29 protein-coding genes are annotated in these 25,282 nt (G+C 45.2%); 5 read left to right on the plus strand and 24 right to left on the minus strand.

The features are described from left to right. Nucleotides 1–336, plus strand: a complete 336-nt coding sequence (locus Q5L94_RS09895; protein ID WP_011234879.1) for a YnfA family protein — start codon at nt 1–3, stop codon at nt 334–336. A 51-nt stretch (nt 337–387) separates the two neighbouring features. Here the strand turns inward: Q5L94_RS09895 and merR are convergent, their stop codons facing one another. After that, the gene (gene merR / locus Q5L94_RS09900) at nt 388–831 is read right to left on the minus strand and encodes an Hg(II)-responsive transcriptional regulator (protein ID WP_011234880.1); all 444 of its coding nucleotides are present in this window, start codon (nt 829–831) and stop codon (nt 388–390) included. Nucleotides 832–905: 74 nt separating this feature from the next. Between merR and merT the strand changes: the two genes are divergently transcribed. Genes merT through merA form a run of 3 tightly spaced genes read left to right on the plus strand, consistent with a single transcriptional unit; the run spans nt 906 to nt 3,028 of the window. Next, on the plus strand, nt 906–1,256 hold the full coding sequence (gene merT / locus Q5L94_RS09905) for a mercuric ion transporter MerT (RefSeq protein ID WP_011234881.1): 351 nt from the start codon (nt 906–908) through the stop codon (nt 1,254–1,256). A 13-nt stretch (nt 1,257–1,269) separates the two neighbouring features. Then, nucleotides 1,270–1,569, plus strand: a complete 300-nt coding sequence (gene merP, locus Q5L94_RS09910) for a mercury resistance system periplasmic binding protein MerP (protein ID WP_034818174.1) — start codon at nt 1,270–1,272, stop codon at nt 1,567–1,569. A 55-nt stretch (nt 1,570–1,624) separates the two neighbouring features. Continuing rightward, nucleotides 1,625–3,028, plus strand: coding sequence for a mercury(II) reductase (gene merA, locus Q5L94_RS09915; protein WP_034818177.1), 1,404 nt, complete (start codon nt 1,625–1,627; stop codon nt 3,026–3,028). A 142-nt stretch (nt 3,029–3,170) separates the two neighbouring features. Here merA and Q5L94_RS09920 read toward each other — a convergent pair whose 3' ends face one another. From Q5L94_RS09920 to Q5L94_RS10030, 23 genes are all read right to left on the minus strand, one after another. After that, nucleotides 3,171–3,311 (minus strand): cupredoxin domain-containing protein, encoded by a 141-nt coding sequence (locus tag Q5L94_RS09920; protein WP_153849795.1) that lies wholly within the window; start codon nt 3,309–3,311, stop codon nt 3,171–3,173. Nucleotides 3,312–3,356: 45 nt separating this feature from the next. Then, nucleotides 3,357–3,623 (minus strand): DUF5676 family membrane protein, encoded by a 267-nt coding sequence (locus Q5L94_RS09925; RefSeq protein ID WP_034818180.1) that lies wholly within the window; start codon nt 3,621–3,623, stop codon nt 3,357–3,359. A 103-nt stretch (nt 3,624–3,726) separates the two neighbouring features. Beyond that, the gene (locus tag Q5L94_RS09930; protein WP_034818226.1) at nt 3,727–4,167 is read right to left on the minus strand and encodes a hypothetical protein; all 441 of its coding nucleotides are present in this window, start codon (nt 4,165–4,167) and stop codon (nt 3,727–3,729) included. 214 nt (nt 4,168–4,381) lie between these two features. Further along, nucleotides 4,382–4,735: a cupredoxin domain-containing protein gene (locus tag Q5L94_RS09935; protein ID WP_105307083.1), complete on the minus strand. Its 354-nt coding sequence runs from the start codon at nt 4,733–4,735 to the stop codon at nt 4,382–4,384. Between the two features lie 37 nt (nt 4,736–4,772). Then, a complete protein-coding gene (locus tag Q5L94_RS09940; protein WP_173921183.1) occupies nt 4,773–7,034 on the minus strand; it encodes a heavy metal translocating P-type ATPase in 2,262 nt (753 codons plus the stop codon). A gap of 79 nt (nt 7,035–7,113) precedes the next feature. Further along, the gene (locus tag Q5L94_RS09945; protein WP_173921184.1) at nt 7,114–7,572 is read right to left on the minus strand and encodes an ATPase; all 459 of its coding nucleotides are present in this window, start codon (nt 7,570–7,572) and stop codon (nt 7,114–7,116) included. A gap of 27 nt (nt 7,573–7,599) precedes the next feature. Then, nucleotides 7,600–7,971: a hypothetical protein gene (locus Q5L94_RS09950; RefSeq protein ID WP_034818188.1), complete on the minus strand. Its 372-nt coding sequence runs from the start codon at nt 7,969–7,971 to the stop codon at nt 7,600–7,602. 57 nt (nt 7,972–8,028) lie between these two features. Then, on the minus strand, nt 8,029–8,367 hold the full coding sequence (locus Q5L94_RS09955) for a P-II family nitrogen regulator (protein WP_034818190.1): 339 nt from the start codon (nt 8,365–8,367) through the stop codon (nt 8,029–8,031). Nucleotides 8,368–8,460: 93 nt separating this feature from the next. Beyond that, the gene (locus Q5L94_RS09960) at nt 8,461–8,838 is read right to left on the minus strand and encodes a hypothetical protein (protein WP_133540735.1); all 378 of its coding nucleotides are present in this window, start codon (nt 8,836–8,838) and stop codon (nt 8,461–8,463) included. A gap of 99 nt (nt 8,839–8,937) precedes the next feature. Next, nucleotides 8,938–12,063: an efflux RND transporter permease subunit gene (locus Q5L94_RS09965; RefSeq protein ID WP_126785268.1), complete on the minus strand. Its 3,126-nt coding sequence runs from the start codon at nt 12,061–12,063 to the stop codon at nt 8,938–8,940. Then, entirely contained in the window at nt 12,056–13,582 is a 1,527-nt protein-coding gene (locus Q5L94_RS09970; RefSeq protein ID WP_053954059.1) for an efflux RND transporter periplasmic adaptor subunit, read from the minus strand. The genes Q5L94_RS09965 and Q5L94_RS09970 overlap by 8 nt, the downstream gene beginning before the upstream one ends. A gap of 1 nt (nt 13,583) precedes the next feature. Beyond that, on the minus strand, nt 13,584–14,873 hold the full coding sequence (locus Q5L94_RS09975) for a TolC family protein (protein WP_317498267.1): 1,290 nt from the start codon (nt 14,871–14,873) through the stop codon (nt 13,584–13,586). Between the two features lie 659 nt (nt 14,874–15,532). Next, nucleotides 15,533–17,179: a 2Fe-2S iron-sulfur cluster-binding protein gene (locus Q5L94_RS09980; protein ID WP_110013665.1), complete on the minus strand. Its 1,647-nt coding sequence runs from the start codon at nt 17,177–17,179 to the stop codon at nt 15,533–15,535. Next, the gene (locus tag Q5L94_RS09985; protein WP_317498268.1) at nt 17,176–17,907 is read right to left on the minus strand and encodes a PepSY domain-containing protein; all 732 of its coding nucleotides are present in this window, start codon (nt 17,905–17,907) and stop codon (nt 17,176–17,178) included. Before Q5L94_RS09985 ends, Q5L94_RS09980 begins: the two co-directional genes overlap by 4 nt. Nucleotides 17,908–18,084: 177 nt before the next feature. Next, nucleotides 18,085–19,395: an APC family permease gene (locus tag Q5L94_RS09990; protein WP_290654279.1), complete on the minus strand. Its 1,311-nt coding sequence runs from the start codon at nt 19,393–19,395 to the stop codon at nt 18,085–18,087. 21 nt (nt 19,396–19,416) lie between these two features. Next, nucleotides 19,417–19,851 (minus strand): YybH family protein, encoded by a 435-nt coding sequence (locus tag Q5L94_RS09995; RefSeq protein WP_317498269.1) that lies wholly within the window; start codon nt 19,849–19,851, stop codon nt 19,417–19,419. 17 nt (nt 19,852–19,868) lie between these two features. Next, the gene (locus Q5L94_RS10000) at nt 19,869–20,717 is read right to left on the minus strand and encodes a copper resistance D family protein (protein ID WP_317498270.1); all 849 of its coding nucleotides are present in this window, start codon (nt 20,715–20,717) and stop codon (nt 19,869–19,871) included. Then, nucleotides 20,714–21,064: a copper resistance protein CopC gene (locus tag Q5L94_RS10005; protein ID WP_011234483.1), complete on the minus strand. Its 351-nt coding sequence runs from the start codon at nt 21,062–21,064 to the stop codon at nt 20,714–20,716. Before Q5L94_RS10005 ends, Q5L94_RS10000 begins: the two co-directional genes overlap by 4 nt. A 26-nt stretch (nt 21,065–21,090) precedes the next feature. Continuing rightward, nucleotides 21,091–21,834 carry a copper resistance protein B gene (locus tag Q5L94_RS10010; protein ID WP_317498271.1) on the minus strand — a complete coding sequence of 248 codons (744 nt, stop codon included), beginning with the start codon at nt 21,832–21,834 and terminating at the stop codon, nt 21,091–21,093. An 11-nt stretch (nt 21,835–21,845) separates the two neighbouring features. Continuing rightward, the gene (locus tag Q5L94_RS10015; protein ID WP_053954068.1) at nt 21,846–23,609 is read right to left on the minus strand and encodes a copper resistance system multicopper oxidase; all 1,764 of its coding nucleotides are present in this window, start codon (nt 23,607–23,609) and stop codon (nt 21,846–21,848) included. Then, nucleotides 23,599–23,817 (minus strand): twin-arginine translocase TatA/TatE family subunit, encoded by a 219-nt coding sequence (gene tatA, locus Q5L94_RS10020; RefSeq protein WP_053954069.1) that lies wholly within the window; start codon nt 23,815–23,817, stop codon nt 23,599–23,601. Before tatA ends, Q5L94_RS10015 begins: the two co-directional genes overlap by 11 nt. 2 nt (nt 23,818–23,819) lie before the next feature. Further along, on the minus strand, nt 23,820–24,311 hold the full coding sequence (locus Q5L94_RS10025; RefSeq protein WP_100690648.1) for a DUF411 domain-containing protein: 492 nt from the start codon (nt 24,309–24,311) through the stop codon (nt 23,820–23,822). Between the two features lie 66 nt (nt 24,312–24,377). Further along, nucleotides 24,378–24,722, minus strand: a complete 345-nt coding sequence (locus Q5L94_RS10030; RefSeq protein WP_011234488.1) for a hypothetical protein — start codon at nt 24,720–24,722, stop codon at nt 24,378–24,380. A gap of 75 nt (nt 24,723–24,797) precedes the next feature. On the opposite strand from Q5L94_RS10030, the gene Q5L94_RS10035 reads away from it, so the two are divergent. Further along, the gene (locus Q5L94_RS10035; RefSeq protein WP_006956255.1) at nt 24,798–24,998 is read left to right on the plus strand and encodes a hypothetical protein; all 201 of its coding nucleotides are present in this window, start codon (nt 24,798–24,800) and stop codon (nt 24,996–24,998) included. Nucleotides 24,999–25,282: the final 284 nt, after the last annotated feature.

The following is a 25,282-nucleotide window of genomic DNA, read 5'->3' on the forward strand; positions in this document are numbered from 1 at the left end:
ATGAGTGCATTATTTTTAATGAAAACATTGGGCTTATTTATTGCCACCGCAATTGCTGAAATTGTCGGATGCTATTTACCCTACCTATGGCTCAAAGAGGGCCATTCGGTTTGGTTGCTCATTCCGGCGGCAGTGAGCTTAGCCTTATTTGCTTACTTGTTAACACTTCATCCGGCGGAAAGCGGGCGGGTCTACGCAGCTTATGGTGGTATTTACGTGTTAACTGCCATAGTCTGGCTGCGAATTGTCGATAAATCGCCACTATCCAATTTCGACCTGATTGGCACGGCGTTTGTGCTAACCGGTATGGGGATTCTTGTGTATGGCTGGCGTTAGCTATAAAGCAATTCAGTTAAAGAACTCCGCTCAAAAGTTTTACTACACAGACTAACGCACCTTATGTTTGTCCGTGGTAGCGTCCTCAACCCCGTCATTAAGCGAGGCCATCAGTGGACAATAGACATCTCCGTGTCCGGCGCTGCATTTTTGCACCAGCTCATTCAACGCTCGTTCAATTTGCTGTAAGTGCGATATCTTTCGACGAACACTGGTGAGCTTTTGCTCCCCAAGCTCCCGTGCCTCATCGCAATGAGCGCCATCTTGCAGAGTTAATAGCTCACCAATTTCATCCAGACTAAATCCAAGCCATTGAGACGCGCGAATAAAATGAAGCCGAGCAAGCGCTTGTTCGTCGTAATGTCGGATCCCCCCATACGGCTTTTCCGGCTCGCTCATTAGCCCTCGGCGCTGATAATAGCGCACCGTTTCCACGCCCACGCCGGCTGTTTTGGCCAGCGTGCCAATTGTCATTACGTTGCGTTTTTTTAACATAGCTATTGCTTCCGTAGTGAGGTACGGGTTTAAGATTAACACATTAAAGCAAAATGCCCGAAGGAGTTACTCTTATGTCAAATTCAAAATCTGGTCGGGGCTCTCTTCTCGCGGGAGGGATCGCAGCGACTCTGGCATCTGCGTGTTGTCTGGGTCCCCTCATATTACTTGCACTCGGTGTATCCGGGGCCTGGATTGGGAGCCTCACAGCACTTGAGCCTTATCGACCCATTTTTATTACCATTGCATTGATTGCCATATTCTTTGCCTGGCGTCGAATATACCGGCGTGCTGATGACTGCAACCCTGATAACACCTGCGCAACGCCAAATGCTCGTAAGAGCTACAAAGTGATGTTTTGGCTCGTTGCGGTGCTTACTTTAACAGCATTGGCTTACCCCTATGTTGTTCCTTTGTTTTACTAGGAGGCAATACACGATGAAAAAAACAATGATAACAACCATTTTATTTTTACTGTTTAGCATGCCCGCATTGGCGGTTGAGAAAACGGTTACGCTATCAGTACCCGGTATGACATGCGTCACCTGCCCAATTACTGTCAAAGCTGCACTTGGCCAAGTTGCAGGTGTGAGCGCCGTCGATGTCCGTTTTGAAGAGCGGGATGCAACCGTGACATTCGACGACGAAAAAACGTCAGTTAAGCAGCTCACTGAAGCAACGACAAATGCAGGATACCCATCAACACTGAAAGCAACGGCACCAAAAAATCAGTCATGAAACATCACAATGCCTTATAGCTGCTGTAAAACTGAAAGACCAAGGAGTAACCGTTATGAGTAATAACAATTTACACATTGCTGTCATTGGTAGCGGCGGCAGTGCGATGGCTGCGGCACTCAAAGCGACCGAGGGAGGTGCCCGAGTGACGCTCATTGAGAGAGGTACTATTGGCGGAACTTGTGTCAATATTGGCTGTGTCCCGTCTAAAATCATGATCCGAGCGGCTCATATCGCCCAACTGCGGCGAGAAAGCCCTTTTGATAAAGGCTTAAGTACCCATACTCTTAAGGTAAATCGATCAGCTCTCCTCGAGCAACAACAGGCTCGGGTAGAAGAACTCCGTGAATCCAAATACCAGAGTATTCTTAGAGAGAATTCCGCCATTACCGTTATTAACGGCGAAGCCCGCTTTATAAACGATGAAACTCTTTCCGTATCACTTTGCGATGGCGGTGAGCAAACGGTTCACTTTGACCGTGCTTTTATCGGCACCGGGGCCCGACCCGCACAACCACCCATCCCCGGCTTAGCTGAAACCCCTTACCTTACTTCGACAAGCGCATTAGGGCTAAGTAACATTCCTAAGCGCCTCGCTATTATTGGAGCCTCGGTCGTTGCTCTTGAATTAGCACAGGCCTTCGCGCGTCTCGGTAGTGAAGTTACTGTTTTGGCTCGCAGTCGGGTGTTATCCCAAGACGAGCCTGCCATTGGTGAGGCAATAGCCACTGTTTTTTATCACGAAGGCATCAATGTGCTTGAGCATACAGAAGCCAGCGAAGTGCGTTACGACGGACAACACTTCATTCTCAAAACCAATGCCGGAACATTAAAAGCAGAACAACTGCTCGTGGCCACAGGCCGCACGCCCAATACGGAAAACCTCGATTTAGAAACCATCGCCGTACAAACCGAGCGCGGTGCCATAACGATTAACGATCGCATGCAAACCTCTAACTCAAGAGTATATGCGGCAGGCGACTGTACGAATCAGCCGAAGTTTGTCTATGTCGCCGCCGCAGGCGGCAGCCGAGCCGCTATTAACATGACGGGCGGTGATGCGCATCTTGATCTCAGTGCCATGCCCGAGGTTATCTTTACTGATCCACAAGTCGCCACGGTGGGTTTATCAGAAGCTGATGCTAAAACTGGTGGTTACGTCACCGAAAGCCGCACGTTGGGCCTTGAAAATGTCCCACGGGCATTGGTTAACTTCGATACCCAAGGGTTTATAAAAATTGTCGCAGAAAGTGGCAGCGGCCGGCTGCTCGGTGTTCAAGTCGTCGCAGGAGAAGCTGGTGAGTTGATTCAAGCTGCTGTAATGGCGATAAGAGCAGGAATGACAGTCAATGAGTTGGCTGATGAGCTCTTCCCATACCTTACGATGGTAGAAGGCTTAAAATTATGCGCTCAAACGTTTACTAAAGATGTTAGCCAATTATCTTGCTGCGCTGGGTGAGATAACCTAGCTTAACTTCACTGGACAGTTACCAATATTTCGGGGTTAGCTGCTGGTTGGTGATAGGTTAAGCTAGTTCAGGAGTGATAATAGTTGTTATAAGCACTTTTTTTTCATTCATATTAGCTCTTATTTGTCTCACTTATTTGACAATAAGTTTTCCTAGATACCTTTGCATCTGACAATGAAAATCGTATTCTCCGGTCTTTAATACTGGCAATTCGATCAACTTTAACTTATTGGTCGGTAAAGTATCGCTGATCCCCAGATCAGGAATAAGCAAAGTTTCAGAGCAACAGATTTAAAGGCTTCCAGTTTGACAACAATCTCATTTAGCCGTTTTCATTTGTTTATTATATAACGTTACAATTAGCCAGCCAGTAATCATAGCTCCCAAGGACCACCCGAATAATCCCGTAACAAATCCACTAAAACTCAAATGCCACTCGAAACCAGAGAGTTTTCCGTGAACCATGCCTTCTGTTAAAGCCATCATGCTAGAGGGCATAATAAGCACTAGCAAGCTACAAACTCCCCATAAAACTGCGAAAGCACCGCCAGCTGCTAAGCCAAATTTCTTTGCATTAAGTTTCATAACTTCCTCCTTAAAAATACCGTTGTAAATTAGATATATTGAAAAAGTACCGCTACTTGCACACTGCAAGTAGCGGCATTTCCAACGGAGAGCTTAATCTCTACTACATTTCCTTTTTTTCTTCACTCTGATGTTCCATCATCTGCTCCATCATCATTTGCATCATATCCATTCTATGCTCCATCATTTTCATTTTATTCATCATATTCTCTTTGCCCATTTGCTCTGCTTTGTCTCCCTTTTTATGTTCTCCTTTGTTCATGCCTTTATCCATCCCATGGTTCATCATTTGCATTCCCTTCTGCATTGACTTCATGTGTTCTTCCATTAGTTTTTTACGTTTCTTGGGATCGGATTCGCTTTTTATTTTTTCCATAGCTTCGCGCATTTCTTGCATGTGCTCATTCATTGATGTCATTTTTTCATGATGCATCATTCCACTCATTGAACCTGTTTTATCATCACCATGTTTATGCTGTGCATCAGCAAAGACAGGAGAGGCCATTAAAGCTGTGATAGTTAAAGCTGAAAGTACTTTTTTCATTTTATTACCCTCTTGACTATGACCAAATTGTATTGGTCTCATTAATTTTACTTTGTTTCACTATCGTTAAATCTTGGAGCCCACGCTGACGTAGACCTCATATAACGGCGATATTTATTGCCGAATCCTTCAATGCCTTCGATGAAATTGAATTTCATCGAATCTAACGGGAAACTTTTAAAGCTCATATTGTGACCTGGACGTTTTAAGCCATTTAACCGACAACTAGCTTTCCCCGATACATTTGCATCTGGCAATGAAAGTCGTACTCTCCGGGTTCCAGCGCTGGTATTTGAATTTGCTTTAATTTGTTAGAAGGCAACGTTTCACTTATTTCTAGCTTGGGAATGAGCAAAGTTTCAGAGCAAGGAGATTGATCCTTTCGCAGAAATTTAAGCTCAACAGGCTTGCCTTCTCGCACCTTTATACGCGAAGGTGAGTAGGTACCGTTTTCTACAGTAATTACAATCTCACCTTCTTCCGCCTGTTTCTCAGCAGGTTCATAAAGCCAAAACCACCAGACAATCAGTGCAATTAATGTTAAGCCAGCGATATTAATAAATAACATTTTTACTCTCCTGAAAGAGCTCTAATTAAAAGAGGAATCAGTGACTCTTCGCTTTGAAAAAGCGCAACCGATTAGCGTTACTCACTACCGTGAGTGACGAAAAAGCCATGGCTGCACCGGCAATGACAGGGCTTAATAGAATGCCGAGAAACGGGTACAGTACACCTGCGGCAAAAGGTATACCTGCCACGTTGTAAATAAAAGCACCGAATAGATTCTGCTTGATATTGCGCAGAGTAGCCTTACTTACAGCTACTGCATCAGCTAGACCATGTAACGACCCCCGCATCAAAGTAATGTCAGCACTTTCAATGGCTACATCCGTGCCCGTACCGATGGCGAAGCCCACGTTGGCAATAGCCAGTGCTGGCGCATCATTAATACCATCTCCCGTCATGCCAACGATTTCGCCTTCCATCTGCAGCTCCTGAACCTTTTTTGATTTTTCTTCCGGCAGAACTTCAGCGAAAAATTCTTTAATTCCTACTTTTTCAGCAACTGCTTCTGCTGTCGCGCGATTATCACCAGTAAGCATCACTACTCGCACACCGTTATCTTGCAAACGTTTAATGGCGGCTACGGAGTCGTCTTTTATCGGGTCGGCAACTGCAATAATTGCAGCTAACTCATTATCAACGGCAAAGTACATAGGCGTCTTAGCTTCAGCAGCTAAGCCTTGGGCTTTTTCAACAAAGTTACCGAGCTCAACTTGACGTTCACGCAACAGCTTTTCATTACCGAAAAGGAGGGACTTCCCGTCAACTTCTGCCTCCACGCCATGACCAGCGATGGCGTTGAAGTTCGAGACCTTACTTGTCTTAATCCCTCTTTCCCTGGCTGACTCAACTATCGCCTGTGCTAGCGGATGTTCAGAGCCAGACTCAAGTGTCGCTGCAAGTTGCAGTACGGTTTGCTCATCGTACTCACTCGCTACTAATACGTCGGTGACTTTAGGAGAACCAAGTGTAATGGTGCCCGTTTTATCCAGGATCATAGCCGATACTTTCGACGCTGTTTGCAATGCTTCGCCATTGCGAATCAGCACACCTGCCTCTGCGGCTTTTCCTACACCCACCATTACCGACATAGGCGTCGCCAGGCCTAATGCGCAAGGGCAAGCAATAATCAAGACAGTGGTCGCTGATACCACAGCAAAGGCCAGTGCCGGCTCAGGCCCAAAGTTAAGCCAAGCTAGAGCACTGATAACAGCGATAATCATAACGACTGGCACAAAGTAAGCTGAAATAACATCGGCAAGACGACCGATTGGGGGCTTAGAGTTTTGCGCCCGTTTCACCATGTTAATAATTTGAGCAAGTGCTGTATCTTTTCCGACTCTTGTCGCTTGAAACAAAAAGGAACCACTTTTATTTATCGTGCCCGCCACAACGTCATCACCAACTGATTTTTCCACGGGCATGGGTTCACCCGTTAGCATAGATTCATCAACGGTGGTACTTCCCTCTATAACTTTTCCATCAACAGGGATTTTTTCTCCGGGACGAACACGTACTACGTCCTCCTCGAGTACGTCTTCGATGGCGATATCCAATTGTTTATCGTCACGAATCACCCTAGCTGTTTTGGCCTGCAAACCAATGAGACGCTTTATGGCTTCGGACGTGCGCCCACGAGCTTTCAGTTCAAGTGCCAACCCCAGATTGATCAAACCGATAATCATCGCAGTCGCTTCAAAGTAAACGTGACGCGCCATTTCCGGAACCAGGTGTGGAACGATTACAACCACCATAGAATACAACCAGGCTGTACCAGTACCAAGCGCGATCAGCGTATCCATATTAGCGGAATGATTTTTCAGGGATTGCCAGGCACCAACAAAGAAGTGTTTGCCAGAGAAATAAAGTACACCTAACGTTAGAATACCTACGACTAACCATGTCACACGTTCTGAGGTAGTGGTAACCGTCATTTCACCAACAAAAAGGCTATAAATCATTAGGGGTACACCTAACGACAGCGCGACGGTCATCTCACGCATCAGTCGCTTATAGTAAGCCCAGTCGGCTTGCTCTTTTTCTGCCAACGCATCATCGCCACTTTGGGAAGTGGCTACTTTAGCGCTATACCCCGCCTTCTCTACCGCTTTCACTAAAGCGCTCGGACTTGCTGTTCCTGTCACACTGACTGTTCGCTGCGCAAAGTTCATCTCTGCATTTTCCACACCGGATACAGACTTTAGTGCACTCTCGATTTTGCCAACACAACTCGCGCAACCGGCTCCCTCGATAATGAGTTCCTCAATGGAACTACTACTAACGTCCTCAGTTTTCACACCCATACAAGTGCTCCTTATTTATGGAAAATTAACCAAATCAGGGCTCTTTCCCACAAAGTACCAACGATAAAATTTTCACTAACTACATATCCGAAAATCGGTTCGCAGTTTGCACCATTCGTTTAATTTCATTTTCTTCAACGTTTTTTACTGTTTCTAACAGCTCTTTTGCGCTGTCTATATCAACACGGGAATATAGGTGTTCATACAACTCAATGACTTGCTCATGATGGTTTACAATGTTCTCCATAATGTGATCAGTATCTAACTCTTTAAAAGGCGAATCACAGTGTCCATGCTCAACGATGGGATGTTTCCCAATATAGTCATAACACCAAGTGTCTAATGCATTTCGGTTTGCTGTACTCAAAAAACCTTCGACCATTCGCTCTAAGCTAGCCTCATGACCCGACACGTAGCTTAGAATCATCCGAGCTCGTTCATCTTGGTTTTGTTTAGAGCAGTGAGTCACACACTCCTTCAGGTTTTTGTGGAAATCAACGGTCCAACTCAGTACATCTTTGATTGTTTCTATTTGCATTTTTTACTCCTTACCTATAATTAATTGTTACTTTCGTTTGCTTTTGGTACGTGGCGGGCTTCTGTGGCAACTCCACGGTGTATGCTCTGCATTATCTTTAATATTTTGATCAATAAATTTGTAGTATTCCTCTTTCAAGTGAGTCCACCAGCCACTATTTATTTCAACACCAAATATTCCGAGCTTTTCCTCTATCATAGTCAGATCGACTTTAGAGGCATCATAAGCGACCGATAACAAGTTCTGGTCAGAGTCGTAGGCAACGCTATCAAGACCAACCAAGCGATCGATTTCGTTAATCGCTTCGCGAACTTTTTTCACACTCTCAGTGTTTAGCTTTAACGTGCGATTGACTAAGTTAATTTCCCGCACTCCGGCTCTATGATCGTTAGTTGACATCAGTACTGTCCTATTTATTAAAACTACCAATATGCTTCAGTCGACGTTGCCGCGATATTAACGTTGTAACGAGAGTTCTTTATCAGTCGCTGCTCGTTTGTCGTGAACCCAAAGCAATTCATCTATTGGCGAGATACAGACTAAGCCCTCGTTAGATACCCCGGTATGGGCCGCTTCAACTACCAAAAACGCAACGTCACGCGCGTCATCACTGTTCACATAAACTTCGAGCTGTACGTGCTCAACTAAGTGATCATCGTTATAACTATCGAAGTAATAGCCTCGACCTCGAACAGGAAACAATGTAAAGCCGCTAACGCCACACCCAACCAGAGTCTCCTCCACTGCGTCTTGCCGAAGTTGATCAAAAATAGCGGTGATTTTAGATAGGTTCATATATTCTCCTACAAGCCTTAAGTCACTTAACTTAAGAGCTCTATCTAGCATGATTAAATTTCGAAAAAAGTTTTAATTGAAATTCAGCAGGAGCTATTTCGGAGGATAAAAAATATCAAAAGACATTTGCTTAACATTCCCTTCATATGAAAGAGGATGCTGCAAGTAACCAATTGACTTTATTGGCAAATTGAACGGAATTAATACTAAAGGTGAGCTTGCAGAGTTGCACCCCGCATCCATTAAACATGTATCAGCAGAGTCAGTTAAACAATAACAGCACGTTTTACTGGCAGGTTGTTCGTCGTCATCACAATGAATGTTGCTTTTTCTCTCGTTTGCAACATCTGCCTGATTAACGTTGATTACGTGCTCTGCGCTGGAGGCAGTATTATGGACAGGAGCAGCTGGGAAGGATAGTTGAATTACTATTCCTAGCATAAGCACAACTAAAAATTTTGTTTGAGCCATATGTGTGTCCCCAATCCCGAATTTTAACCTAGCATACTTGTTAGCGCACATCATTGATCAAGATCAATGATGTGCGTCTCTTAACTAAAATAATTGGTCTTATACACGCTTAACCTTTTGCCCACGCCACAAGTAGTAAACAGCGGGTAACACGAGCAAGGTTAGAATAACCGCACTGATCATTCCTCCAACCATCGGGGCGGCTATTCGGCTAACCACTTCAGCACCAGTTCCTGTGCTGAACATAATAGGCAGTAGACCTGCAATTGTAGAAACAGCCGTCATCATGACAGGACGAACACGAAGCCCAGCCCCTTCCATTACAGCGCGAGAAACACCGTCTTTAGTCAAAGCTTTACCTTGCTCTAGTTGGCGTTGTTCGTATTCGTTATAGGACTGATTAAGATAAGTCAGCATTAATATCCCTATTTCTACGGTAACCCCCGCTAGTGCTATAAAGCCAACCGCTACAGCAACTGAGAAGTTATAATCTAAAAGATACATCAGCCAAATTGAACCGACCAACGCAAGAGGTAAGGTTCCCAGTATGATCGCGATTTCCGTGGCATTTCGAAAATTCATGTACAAAAGAACGATAATAATCGCGAGCGTTAACGGAATCACGTAAGTCAGTTTTTCCTTTGCCCTTTCCATATATTCGTACTGCCCGGACCAGGTAACTGAATACCCTGCTGGCAACTCGAGTTCTTGTTCTACAACCTTCATTGCTTTTTCAACATAAGTGCCGACATCAACTCCCTCAATGTCGACAAAAGTCCAGCCATTAAGTCTTGCGTTTTCGCTTTTAATTGCCGGCGGTCCAAGTTCAACGTAGACATCAGCCACATCCGCCAAACTAATACGCTGCCCGTTTGGCGTAACTAAAGGTAGCTTCTTTAATTCTTCCGGCGAATCACGGTAATCTTGAGGGTAGCGCAAGTTTATTGGGTAACGTTCAAGCCCTTCAATGGTCTCTGAAACATTCATTCCACCAATAGCCGTGGCAACGACCTGCTGCACATCCTCAATGTTCAAGCCATAACGTGCAGCCTGCTCTCTTTCTATGTCAACTTTGACATAGCGTCCACCTGCCACTCGCTCTGAATAAACAGAAGCCGTACCATCGACATCATCAAGTATTGCTTCAAGCTGCTGCCCTATCGTCTGAATTTCATTAAGATCGGCTCCGGCAACTTTTATACCTACCGGCGTTTTGATACCTGTCGATAGCATATCAATGCGAGTTTTAATGGGGTAAACCCACGCATTGGTCAGCCCCGGAAACTTTACAAGCGCATCCAGTTCTTTTTTCAACTTCTCAGTGGTCATACCGTCTCTCCACTGATCTTTCGGTTTCAGTTGAATAAAGGTTTCAATCATCGTTAGGGGTGCCGGATCAGTGGCGGTATCCGCTCGACCAATTTTGCCAAAAACCGTCTTCACTTCCGGTACCGTTTTTATGAGCTTGTCGGTTTGCTGCAACAGCTCCCTTGCTTTACCAATTGATAATCCGGGATAGGTAGTGGGCATATACATCAAATCGCCCTCATCCAAATCTGGAATAAATTCACTACCAATTTTGTCAATCGGCCAGACACCAACGGCCAGGATAACAAGCGCTCCGACAACTGCTGTCTTGGGGTATTTCAAAATGCCTTTTAAAAGCGGTTTATACCCGGCGATCAATAACCGATTAAGCGGGTTTTTCCCCTCAGGTGTTACCTTTCCTCTGATAAAATATCCCATCAACACGGGGATAACGGTAACCGCTAAGGCTGCACTGGCTGCCATTGCGTAAGTTTTCGTGAAAGCAAGCGGAGAAAACATCCGCCCTTCCTGGGCTTCTAAGGTAAATACCGGCATAAAGCTGACGGTAATAATGAGCAAGCTAAAGAAAAGAGCAGGGCCCACCTCTGAAGCAGAGGCGGCAACCACCCGCCAGCGGTTCTCTGCTGTCAGTGGCGTTTTTTCCATATGCTTATGCATATTTTCAATCATGACGATGGCACCATCGAGCATAGCGCCAATAGCGATTGCGATCCCTCCAAGTGACATAATATTCGCGTTAATTCCTTGCCAATACATGACAATAAACGCGGTTAAAATACCCAAAGGCAAGCTGATAACGGCAACCAGCGAGGAGCGGACATGGAAGAGAAATATCACACAGATAAACGCGACAATAGCGAGTTCTTCTATTAAACTTTTCCAGAGACTTTCCACGGCATCCGAGATAAGCCCCGAACGATCATAGACAGTGACTATATCGACACCTTCTGGTAGCCCAGACTTTAATTCTTCCAACTTTTGTTTAACGCCATCAATCGTTTTTTGGGCATTTTCTCCGAAACGCATTACCACAATACCACCCACGGCTTCTCCCTCACCGTTGAGTTCGGCGATACCGCGTCTCATTTGGGGGCCCACACCCACATCAGCAACGTCTTTAAGCAATAATGGCGTGCCATTTTCATCAACGCCAAGCGGGATACTCTCTAAGTCTGACACACCATCAATATAGCCTGAGGCCCGGACCATATACTCAGCTTCCGCCATTTCAACCACCGACGCCCCCACTTCCTGATTACCTCGCTGGATAGCATTTTGTATGTGAGCAAGAGGAATATCGAATGCGCGCAGCTTCTCCGGATCCACTTTCACCTGGTACTGCTTTACCATCCCGCCGAGGGCGGCAACTTCCGAAACCCCCTCGACCGTTTGCAGTTCATACTTTAAAAACCAATCCTGCATACTGCGTAACTCACTCAAATTGTGGTTACCCGTACGATCAACCAAGGCATACAAATACACCCAACCAACCCCTGTTGCATCAGGGCCTAATTGCGGTCTTGCATTAGAAGGCAGTGTCGGAGCAACCTGAGACAAATATTCCAGTACTCGCGAACGCGCCCAGTAAGCGTCTGTATCTTCGTCAAAAATGACATACACATAGGAGTCGCCGAAAAACGAATATCCACGGACGGTTTTAGCGCCGGGGACAGACAGCATAGCGGTTGTTAATGGATAGGTTACTTGATCTTCTACCACCTGCGGCGCTTGACCCGGATAGCTGGTTTTAATGATCACCTGGACATCCGACAAGTCCGGCAGTGCGTCTACGGGCGTATTCTTAACCGCAAAAGCACCAACACCCACGAGGATTAATGTCGCCAGAAGAACGAAAAAACGGTTACTCACTGACCATCGAATGACTGACTTAATCATGGTTATGCTCCTGCTCTGTCACTTGTTTTTGCTCGGGAATATGAATCGATGTGAGCTGGTACTGTTGCTTCCCGACTTGCGTTATTTCCGCATGCAAGGATAACCCCGTGCTAAGCTGAGAAAGTTCAACATCCGAAGCAACATCGAAGTCCATCGTCATTGCAGGCCAGTCCCATTCAGAAATCTCACCGTGCTCCAGCGTAACCATCGAGTGCTGAGGCATAACATTTTTAACGGTTGCTTCAACCCAGACAGCTTGAGCTGCTGCGTCACTTGACATACTGCCATGGCTCTCGTTATCAGCATCAGTGTCATGTTGCATGCGCTTAAAGTCAGAGGATTTACTGGACTCAGAATCAATCAAAAACTGAGCTGAAGTAACGATGTCATCACCTGCCATAAGACCCGATAAAATTTCAACTCGCGAGCTCCCTAACCGCCCAACGTCAACATTAACTGATTTAAATTTCCCATCACCCAGTGCCAGTACAACTCGGTTCGAACCACCCATTCGGATAAGCGCTTCTTTAGGGATGATTAAGTTTTTATCGCCTAAACCAGCCTTAATGTTAAGATTCGCAAACATGCCCGGTTTTAAAAAACCATCTGGGTTGTCGAAGTGAATTCGAACTTGTCCCGTCCGAGTTTTAGGGTTAAGTGACGGATAGACATAATCAACCTTTCCTTGCCACTCTTTACCTGGAGCATACTCAAGGTTCATTTGAACGTCATTGCCTACCTCAACCTGGTTCAATTGCCGCTCAAAGACTTCTGCAATAACCCAAATTTTATCCAGTTGAGCAATGGTCATTAAATTCATACTCGGCGTTACAAACGCACCTTCACGCACAGTCAGTCTATCCAATACCCCGGACTGCTTTGCTTTTACCGTGATTGTTTTCTGAATTTTACGAGTTTCTTTTAACTTCTTAATCTCAGATTCAGAGACTTGCAGAGCTCTTAAGCGTTCTTCAGCAGCATCTAGTAGAACCTGATTACCTCGCTGCGAGGCTAGTACAAGCTCCTCTTGAGCATTAACCATTTCCGGTGAGTAAATACTGTATAACGGTTGGCCTGCTTTTACAGAGTTACCGACCGCTTTTACAAAAAGGTTTTCAATCCAACCTTCAACACGAGGACTTACTGTTAATACTCGGTCCTCATCAAACTGAACATAGCCAACTGTTTCGATATCTAGGTTGAGTCTCGAGGACGTGACGGTTGCAGTTGTAACCCCAAGGTTATTAATAACGTCGGGATCAATTCTCACCGTACCAGGTGAACTCTCTTCTGCATCATCGCCATAGTAAGGAATAAGGTCCATCCCCATTGGAGACTTTCCTGGTTTGTCTCGGCGATAATTGGGATCCATCGGAGCCACCCAATATAACGGCTCTTTTTCTGCATTGCCCGATGAACGATCAGACACTTCAGTCGATTGCATTACATAGCCAATAGCGCCAGCGCCAACTGCAAAGCCTACAGCTAAACTTATAAGAGATTTGGTGACTGTTTTCATTTTAAACTCCTGAGAATAATAAGTAGTTTGCTTCGGCAATCAGCTTTTGGCGGTTGATGGCGATCGCTAATGCATCAATTTTTGCGTTGACTTCAGCAATCTGTGAACGCACCGCCTCTGCAAAGTCGCCATCATCATTGTTGTAAGCTGTCAATGCAGCTTCAGACTGGGCGGACATTTGTGGAAGTAGCTCTTCACGATAAAGAGCAGCGCGTTCATTCAAACGATTCAGTTGTACAAAGGTACTGCGTAAATTGGCTATTAACTGTCTGGCAATCAGCAGTTTTTCAGTTCTTTTTGCTTCAGTTTTATACTTTGCCGAACGCACCTGTTCATCCTGCTTGTTATCAGTAAACAGTGGTATATCGAACGTAACTCCGGCTGAAAACAAGTCGGCACGGTCATTACCGCTTGGAGCATCGTTTCTATGACCATATTTAAGGTTGGTTGACCATTGTGGTTTATAACCTTGTTGAGCAAGCTCTACAGAAGTTTCCGACGCCGAAATGTCTTGATCGGTAGCTTGCAAAACTGGGTGCCCTTTTATTAATTCGTACAAGGCTTGTTTAGGCATTGTTGAAGGCGAACTCAATGCTTCCTGTAGCGTAAGGTTAGGAACGTCATCTGGTAACTTTGATTTCGCTATAGCACCTATCCACTCCGACAGTTTGCTTTGAAATCGCTCTTCTTTCTGTCTTAATGAAGTCAATCTGTCATCCAGTCGTGTGAGCTCAAGCTGGGCCCTAATAACATCCTGCTGCCGTGCTTTTCCTTCGGTACTGGTATAACTTGCCTTGGCGGTCGACACTAACTGTTCAAAAAGCGCTCTATCGGATTCAATCAAACGGATACTTTGCTGAGAGAAAAAAACGTCTAACCACAACTTCGTTACCGTTGTTTTGACCTTAGCAATACGATCAGCCCTCAAAAGGGGTTGTTTTTGGGCCAATTGATTTTTTTGCTTACGAGACAACGATAGCGTGTTTCCTCTAGGAAAAGTTTGTGAAACACCTACGATCAATTGGGTCATTCCTTCCTGTCTTGAACTAAAACTGTCAACCGGGAAACTGGCAGCCGTGAGCGATATTTTAGGGTCAGGCAAACTGGAAGAGGCTATTGCTTCACTCGCGAATGCTTCTTGGGTTTGCTTACTTGCCGTTAACCAAGGATCTTCTTGTACAGCGATACTCACTGCTTCTTGCAAATTCAAAAGCGGCTCTTGTGCATTAACGACATTTGGCACCACTACAGTCAGAACACTTAAATAAGCCATTCTTCTTAAAAGTTTCATATTGTTACTCTCAAAAACTGTGAATTTTTAAATTAAACACAGACCAAGTTATGAGTCGGACCGTAACGAGGACGACGAACGACGTCGTAACGACAATGACCGAACCAAAGCTTATAGCTGTGCTTTTACCTGGACGATAAACGCGCCAGGAGCGAGAAATTTCGTATTTTTAAGAGTGGATTGGGGGGCGAAAAAGCGAGAGAGAATGCTTTTCTTTAATATTCGTATCTAAGAATGAGGAAGCGTTAAAAACCAGCTTCTCAATAGGCGGAACGGTGGATTGCTCAGAATAAACGACAGTAATTGACGGGCTGTAACAATGACGCATCATTGAATCAGAGCAACAGTTATCGGTAAGAGAATGTGACACTTCGCAATCTGCAAGATCGCAAACTTGCTCAGTAGGATCGTGCATACATGCCTTTTCCGTACTGATAGTTTGTGAAAATGACATTGTTGTTACTGCTAATAGCAGTAGGGCAATGATTAAACGATACATGCGAAGCTTTACTGTAAAAACATGCTTGAAGTGTATCTCTTTTGGCTGATAAAGATCAATCAATTAAAGGAAGTACCCATAACGAGGTAGTCAACCCAGGTGGTGATACGACTTCTACATCACCACCCAGATTTATTGCTAACTCAGGCGCTTTCAAGCTCTAAATACCAAAGTCATCGAACCTTACTTGTTCTCGCGGAACGCCAAAGTCAGCAAGAGACTCTAACGTCGCTTTCAGCATTGGTGGAGGACCACACACGTAAACGTCCAATGTGTCTTTGTTTTCATCTGCCAACCATTTCATTGCAGTTTCGTGCACAAAGCCAGTGTGCCCGGCCCACGCATCTGATTTAGCAACCTCTGAAAGTACCGGTATATAATTTAACCGCTCATCTCTTTCGAACTCATCCCTATAACAGAGCTCTTTTTCATATCGTGCGCCGTAAAAAAAGATACAGCGACGAGGAGAGCCTGCTGCTAATTCACTTTGTATTAACGCTCTCAACGGTGCAATACCCGCGCCGCCTCCGATAAAGACTTGCGTGTGATTATTTTGTTTCGTCAGCTGAAAGTCACCAAATGGTCCAATAGCATCGACATGAGCGCCAGGCTCTAAATTACACAAGTAGTTTGAACCGATGCCTGGGGGCACCCCTTCACTTGGCGAGGGCAGTTGTCGTACGTTAAACACAAATCGAGTCGGGTGAGGCCGCGTAGCAACAGAGTAATGTCGTGACAATATTTCGTTTAAGTGTGGAATACGAAACTGCATAAACTGCCCGGCTTCATAATTAACGGGCTCTGAACTCACAAAGGTAAGCTCCATAATGGATGGAGTCAGTTGACGCTTTGAATCGAGTGTTAAAGCTATATCACTAACCCCCTCATTATGTAACTTTACTTCATAATTTGTTGAGGTTCTGTGTTGGCAAGATAACCGCATCCCCGCGTCTAATTCATTGGCGCTCAATAACGCTTTTTCAGCGGCTTTAGGACTAGGTATATCGCTGCCTTGTAGTGTTACTTTACATAATCCACAAGTTCCACCTCCACCACAGCTGCTGGCAATTGGTTTCCCTTTCTGTTGAAAGTATTCTAGCCATGTTTTTTTCCGATTTGGATTAAAGTCACCGTTAGTAATATTTCGGCCTAAAAGAATTAGCCCGGATAACGAAAACCAAAGAGCGAATAACCCGGCACTCCAAATCAATAAATGATTAAAGCTTCGGCCACCAGTGTAATCCATAAAATGCAGACGAAATGCCCAGTCAGCTATTGTCCATGGTGTATTGCGATGCTCCACTACCTGAGATGAGGCTTCATCGATGTATATCCGAGTATTAAGATCATCTTTAATATCAATGCGAAACCCCGAAGCTTCCCAGCCATTCACTTCATCGCTTCCCATGACTCTTTCAACCGCTTCGACGTGACCCGGACCATTATAGCTACTGAGCGCTAATTGGGTTGCCAAAGCCTCACCGGTAGACCAGTTTTCGTTTGTGTTAGCGTTGAAATACAGGACATTTCCATCTGCCAATGTCACTTGATACTGACCAACCCCAGCAACACTTACCAGTTCAATTAAATGTGCTGATGGAAACCTTTGGTACATTTCAGTAAAGTCGACCTGAGTTGCTAATTTTTTAAGCGGCGGCTTAGAGTTTTCGGAGACCATGTATTGATGACCCGACATTCCATGATGGCCAGTTATACTGAAAAAGAAACCACTCACTAGCCACAAAGCGACCTGAATAACTAAAATTAAACTCACCCAACGATGAAGCCATTGTATAAACCTTATCATTGGGCACCTCCGATCGGTCTTCTTTTAAACGTTATGGTATAAAGGAGCAAAACAATGCCCGTTATCATTAAAATAAATGTACCGATAATAAAGGCTTTTAACCACCACGTTTCTATATCCACACGTTCATCGTAGTCCATTATGTGTAGCATCCAGACAATGTCGAAACCACGCCAGAAAGTGTGTCGTTTTACGAGCAAATCACCCGTTGTTTCAGACAAGTAAAGGCTGGTATTACCAAAGTCATCGTAGTTCACTTGCCATACTGGCAACAAAGTTTCACTAATTTCAGTTGGTGGGTTATCCGTCATATAAACAACGGATTCAATATCTGCACTCTCTTGTGCGTAGTATCGGTTGGCCAAGTCTTCAATATGATGCTGAGTTATTTCAATGCGCTCTAACGATTTTGCATTAACCAAAAACTCACCTTTATCACTTTTTAACTTGTATACTGGCTGTAGCTTACCATCTAGTCTGCGAGCCTCTAGTGAGGCTTTTTCAGCTTCAGGATAACGCGTTAATAACTTATCTAAATCTGATACCTCAGTACCTTCAGGTAAAGGCTGACTAACATCCTGAACTAAGTGATCTCCGTGAATATAATCCAAGTCGAAGAACACCATGTAAGCACCACTTATTGTCCAAATGACCATTTGCAAGCCAAAAACCAAAGATAACCAGCGGTGCCAGACTCTCCATTGACTCGAACGTTTTTTTTCCGACATGTCGTCCTACCTCAAATTTCATATAAAAAGGCTGCCGCTCCCAGGGAAAAACGACAGCCAGTTCACTAATCAAAAGCTGTAACGTACCTTCAAGTACAACTGACGACCTAATAAGTCGTAAGTCATAGTGTCAGTATTTGCGTCCGTCCAGCTTTGAATATAAGGCGGCTCTTTTTCTTAACGCTTTTTACGTAAAAACAAAATCTCACCAGCGGCAATCAATGCCATACCGATAAGAGACGCCCAAATCACCAGCGGATCGCTCGTCCATTTCACCCATATAAAAGCGACTAAAACGATGACGTCTAGCGTGATTGCGCTGACAAGTATGTAAATATTGGCATTCACCTTTTGCCTTAGATGCCGTAATACGCCCCAGTGGATCGCAATGTCCATCACGATATAAAAAATAGCGCCCAGTGACGCAATTCGACTCAAATCGAAGAATGCCGCTAAGATCATAGCCATAACAATGGTGTAAACCAGCGTATGCTTCTGAATGGAACCTGGCATGCCAAAATGACTGTGTGGAACAAGCTTCATATTGGTCAACATGGCTAACATTCTTGAAACGGCAAACGCGCTGGCAATCACTCCTGATACCGTTGCTACAATTGCAAAAGCGACCGTCACCCATAGTCCGGTCTCGCCATAGACGGGTCTGGCTGCTTCAGAAAGCGCGTAGTCTTTCGCTTTCACAATCTCATCTATGGACAGGCTCGAGCCAACCGCCAGAGTGACCAGAACGTATATTAACGCGCAGATAATCAGCGAAATAATAATGGCACGCCCGACATTTCTCTTAGGCTCAACAATTTCACCGCCACTATTGGTTATTGTTGTAAACCCTTTGTACGCAAGTATGCTTAAAGCAATCCCCGCTAAAATACCGCCACCCGTAGCTTCTTCTGGAATAGCCGATATCGATTCAAACTGAATGCCTGAGGCCCACAAACCACCAGCCGCTAAAATGACCAACCCTAAAGTCTTAACAAAGGCCATAAAAAACGAGAACGTTTGAATAAACTGATTACTCAAAATATTGATAAAAAACGCAAAGACCAGCAAACCCACCGCCAACAAAGGGATAAGCCACTGCGCTTCAAAAGAAATTAACTGGCTGGTATAAGACGCAAATGTCCGAGCGACTAAACTTTCATTAATCACCATAGAAAAGTACATCAAGAGTGCGAATATCGCCGTCACACTTCCTTTTCCATAAGCTTTACTGAGGAACATCGCAATACCGCCCGCTGACGGATAGGCTTTCGCCAACTTAACGTAAGAGTAAGCGCTAAAGCCGGCAATGATACCGCCGCACACAAACGCCAGGACAAACCACTCTCTTGCCAGCTGAGCAACTTGTCCGGTCAGTGCAAAAATACCAGCGCCAATCATCACACCAGTCCCCAGCGACACCGCCCCCCAAAGACTCAGGCTGCTTTTCTGATAATCCTGATGTCCGTGTTCATGATCGTGTTCTGCCATAATCAGCTCCTGTGATTGAACTCAGTTGGACCAATGGATCCGGATAATTTTCCAGCCAGACTCAGTCGTATTTGATACGGTTACGGTTTCATTCATCGTTAAATCAACCTCACGCCCGTTATACTCCCCGGAAACGCTATACCGAGAAGTGATCACAGCAAGGCCATCGGCTTCTTGTACTGTCCTTTCAAGCAACTGTGAAGGAACCGCCTGGCTAAACTTAATATCTGACTTAAGGTGATGAGCACTGTACTCGGCCAAGGATCGTTCAACACCACCACCTTCAAAGATAAACACATCATTGGAAAGCACATCTTTAACGACTTCCGTGTCACCTTCAGTTAAAGCAGTTCGAAATGCATCAAGCACAGCGGTCGGCTCAGATAGTTTTTCGGCGCTACTAGACGCTGAAATAAACAGCACCGAAACCATAAAAACACTCATGAATAATTTCATTCTTATTATTCCTTACATTAACTAGGGGAAAACGCGCTGCTTAGCGCAGAGGCCAGGGTAAAAATAGTGACAGCCAATACCATTTCCGCCGTTATGGAGTTTTTGAGTCGCTTGGCGGCCGCGTTATCATTTAATTGCGGTACGAACTTTAATTTATGCAATGCGGCAACAAGGAGAATCAGCGCCACAAACACAAGTTTCGCTAGTAGTACCGTGTCATACGACGTAAGCGGCAGCTCTGGCATCCATCGCCCTGTTGCACTACGATACATAACCAAGCCCGCAATAAGGAGTATTGGAACCGCTGCAGACATATGCACACCAAAACGCTCCATAATGGCTTTCGCTTTAGCAAGCGGTACCGACGTTGCCAGCTTTCGCAATGAGTTAAGACTGCCGAACCAAACCCAAGCGACTAACAAGTGTGTTAAAAGCGCTAGCTTTCCCCACCAGACGGCATCACTACCGTGGCCGATACTTAAAAAACTCCATCCCATGAGTCCAACCGCCGCAACATATAGCATCCACTGTATGCTTGTTACCTTAACAACAGAGTAAAAAATCCAGACAACAGCAACGGTTACCTGGAGTTGCATGAACAACCCAACAGGGCCGGTCCATATAAACTGCATGTAGGTCGTGTCAATCATGCCGGCAAAGCCTTCAGCAGCAAAACTACCGACTTTCAGAAAAAAATACAGAAGGCTTGCCAGTAATAGAAGCAACGCAACAAGGCTATTCTTTCGTTCAGACTGCTTTTTTAAACCGGACAAATAAACGATATAAGGCGAGGCGGTCATCACCGCGTTAAGCCAGAATATAAAGGCCAACGTTAAAACGCTGGCCACACTCCAAAGGGTCATCATTTCACCTCAAAGCTAAAATCACCCGATATTTTATGACTGTCCCCACCCATTGCCGTCCAATAAACCGTATAACCACCTGACGCCAAATTGTTTTTAACAGCAATTTCGTACGCTGCTTTGGGAGTCATGCTCATCGAAAAGTCCAGCGGATGCATTTTACCGTCATCTGAGTGCAGCATAATTTTAGCCAGACGAACATCACCGGAAAAATTCATCGTAATTTCCGTTGGTGACTCGGACAAAGTCGCACCGTCCTCCGGGCTACTGGATGTTAGGCCGACGTGAGCGCTGGCCCATGCACTAAAAAATAACGTGGTACCGAAGGCTAACTTAAGTATGTTTTTCATGTTGTTTCCTCTTTGTTTATTATCAATTAAAACCAAACTCTGGCCCCAAGGACCACGCCTGTTTCTGTGGTGTCCTCACCCATTCGTTTCATTTCATCTGCCGTGTTGCCTAACGCGCCGTTCCAATAAACACCAATGTAGGGTGCAAACTCACGACTGATTTCGTGACGATAACGCAACCCCACACGCAAGTTGCTCAAGCCACTTTGCCGTTCATATTTGTCTGAATCTGTCAGGTTGGCTGTAAACTCAATGCGAGGCTGTAAGTACGATGTTTGCGTTAACTGCCACTCATATTCAGTTTCGCTGACAAACTGGACATCGCCTTCTTCGTTCACCATCAACGAGTTGTCCATTTCAAACCAATACGGAGCCAGCCCCATGAAGCTAACAACGGCATAATTTTCCATAGAGGCATCGGACGATAAGGAGCCTCGCGTACCAACACCGGCCTGAAACGACCAAAACGGAGACATCAAGTATCCATACAGCAGTTCGGCACTTTCCAAGTCAGTGGGCTCACCGTCGTCTTGAACATTCTCCCCTTCACTCTTGAAAACAGCTCGGTGATAGTCACCGCCATACCAAGCCATCATGTCCCAGACGGCTAGGTTCTCTTCCTCGTTGGTTCGCGCTAACTCCAACCGATCGAACAGTACTTGCCCGGTGTAATATTCTTTGACGGGTTCAGGCCAGTCCTCTTTCGCATGTCCGGCGACTGCTAAACCTGGCAACAACGCCGCACCCACTAATAATGATTTACCGTACATAATTGTCCTCCTTATGCGACATTGACCACACGGAACATACCCGCTTTCATGTGATACAACAGGTGACAGTGGAACGCCCAACTACCCGGCGCGTCTGCCGTTATCAATAACGACACTTTTTCGCTCGGCTTCAGGCTAATCGTATGTTTGCGTGGGCGTGGATACTGTCCGTTTTCAAGTTCCATCCACATACCGTGTAGGTGTATGGGGTGGTCCATCATCGTATCGTTTACCATCACCAACCTCAGTCGTTCTCCATGATGAAACTGAACCGGGCCATCCACTTCGGTAAACTTCTTCCCGTCGAAAGACCACATGTAACGCTCCATATTACCCGTTAAGTGCAGCTCTATCTGTCGTTCGGGCTCCCGCGTATCCGGCCATTCATGCGCGCCGACCAAGTCGGTATACACTAAGACTTTATGATCAACGTCTTCCAATCCAATCCCGGGTTCATGCAAACGGCTTACCGGGTTTGTAGCAATCATAGCCGCCCCGGCGCCATGTCCGGACTCACGGTGTTTGATTTTAATGTTTTCGACCGGGAGCTCTTTTTTGTGTGTCATTTTATGCGTCATATGGCTGTTATTGCCGCCCATATGCTTCATATTCATGCTATTGCCTTTCATATCACCGGACATCGCCATCGCTCCCATGCCCATAGCGGCCATGCCTCGCTCAGGAACTTGCCGTAGTTCAGGCACTTCAGCCTCAAGACCAAGTTCCGGCGTTAATGTACCTCTGACATAACCACTTCGATCAAAGCTCTCAGCATAAATAGTGTAAGGCTTGTTTTGCTTAGGCTGGACAATTACATCGTAGGTTTCCGCCACACCAATGCGGAACTCGTCAACTGGCACTGGCTTCACAGGCTGCCCGTCAGCGGCCACTACCGTCATCTCCAATCCAGGGATTCTTACGTCGAAGAAACTCATTGCCGAACCATTAATGATACGCAGGCGTACTTTTTCACCAGGCTTAAACAATGCTGACCAGTTCATCTGTGAATCGCGGCCATTCATCAGGTAGGTATAAGTACTGCCCGTCACATCCGCAATATCACGGGGGCTCATTCGCATTTGCCCCCACATTTCTCGTTGCTTCCAGGTTTTCTCTAACCCTTGCTGTCGCACGTCCTCGAAGGTCTCAAATATCGTACGTTTTTGATAGTTATAGTACCCCTCCGCAACTTTCAAGTTACGAAACACGGTATCCGGATCTTCGAATGTCCAGTCGCTGAGAATAATGGTATGTTCTCGATCAGCACCAATGTCTCCGTCTTTCGGTTCAATCACTAACGGCCCCAGGTGTCCCAATTGCTCCTGCAAACCGGAATGGCTGTGATACCAATAAGTTCCGTTTTGCTCGACATCGTAGCGGTATTTGAACGTTCGTCCTGGCTTTATCCCTTCGAAAGATACGCCAGGCACGCCATCCATATTCTCCGGCAATATAATTCCGTGCCAGTGAATTGACGTGTCTTCCGACAACCGGTTAGTCACATTTAGCTTTGCTCGCTGCCCTTCTTTTAAACGAATCAAAGGGCCCGGCATTTGGCCATTGATGGTTATTGGTGCTCCTACTTTATTTCCCACGAGCAGTGGGGACTTTGCAATGGTCAGATCAATCTCATCGTTTGTCAGGATCTGATCTTTAAAACTGCGTCCCTGAGGAGCAGCCCAAGTTGGGGCTACTTTGGCGATTGCTAAAGCAGACGCCACAGTGAATGCAGATTTAATAAACTTTCGACGCCCTTTGTTAAACTCATTGCTCATTATGACGCTCCTCTTTTGAGGTTAAATTTTGATAACGTTGAACGTCCTGTTCCTTATCAGACGGCTCATCAGAAACCGATGATTTAAACCCTTTAATCGCACTACCAAGATCGGAGCCCAGGGTTCGTAGCTTTTTACTACCAAAAAGAAGAATGACAATAACCAGTAAAACTCCTAACTGAACCATACTCATGCCGCCAAATCCCATAGCTAAAGCCCTCCATTTGAGAGTGCTTGCTGCTGCTCTAAACTTGCTATCTGCTTATAAGGTGTAATTGAACCGTCCTCTTTGATTTCATAGACCGTATACGGTTGAAACCGAGTACCCATTTCCATACCAACAGACCCTACCGGCATGCCAGGAACAGTTAATCCAATGCCATTGGCTGACTTTTTCCCAGCTAAATAATGAGAAACCAATGTAGGAGGAACGTGCCCCTCAAAGACATAGCCATTACTAGAAATAGCGGTATGACAGGATTGGACCTCGGCACTAATACCGGAGTCACGTTTTCGTTGGGTCAGGTTGTTCGGATGTTGTACGGACACACTAAAGCTATCGGGTAAAGCTTGTAACCACTTTTCACAGCAACCGCAGTTGGGATCTTTTAGAACGGTTAGTTGCTGCTCTTCTACATCGGTTGCAGATACAGACACGGAAAACAGCATCGCCAAAACAGCGATATTGCGTTTGATAGACATAATTATTCACCGATTAATAAGTTTTAAGGAAACACGCCGAGCGTGTGTTAAATTTCTAGTAACTTATTAAGCGGTAATTATTGGGGGACGGAATAAATTAGACGCGTGTTTAGCACGAATGGAGGTGTCAACGGGCGCATCGACTTTGGCAGAGAGGTTAACTGCAGCGGCATTAACCGAAGAAGACTGTCCGACAAATAAAACCGAGCCGCCGGAGCAATGCCGAATGGTCATGTCAGCACAGCACGAGTTGTGCTTTTGCGTCTCATGCTCGCAATCGTTTGTGTCGGCTTCGTACATCATGCTGTGCTGCATTTGGCTGTTATCATGACATGCGTGAGCTTCTGCCGTTTGCGAAAACGACATCGACACCAATAGCACTGTCATTAATAACAGAATTCGAATTAGCACGAGCACCCTGCTTTTTGCAATTTAATAAACTTCAGTCTAACGTCATTTTAACGCATGTCAAATAAGGAGCAGATAATGATGAATCACGAAATGTTCGCAGGTATGGGCTTTCTATGGATGCTGATTGTGGGAGCTATTTTTATTGTTCCCGCATGGCGTATCTGCCAACGAGTTGGCTACCCTGGTCCATTGGGTCTTCTGATTGTTATCCCTATCGCAAATATCATTCTTCTTTACTTTATAGCGTTCGGCCCATGGAAAAATGTTGATAAATAGCTAATTCACTTTAACCAAAGCAACAAGTATAGCTTTTCATCTCTGATCAGAAGCACGAATTTATTTGCCACTACACGTTCACAAGTTGCAGACCACTATAGCTATGTTCAACGTGTTAAGCGAGTATTGGGCATAGCCAAAAAGTTAAAAGATTCATTTGTGAAAAAGCTTTCAATCAAAAAACTAAAGCTGAAGTTTTAGTAACAAGGTAAGTAACACGCTTGAATCTTAATATTTTTTATCCACTATAAAACAATAAGTTATTAGATCTTATCGATTCCGCC

The sequence above is a fragment of the Idiomarina sp. Sol25 genome, from assembly GCF_033052775.1.
Lineage (GTDB): Bacteria > Pseudomonadota > Gammaproteobacteria > Enterobacterales > Alteromonadaceae > Idiomarina.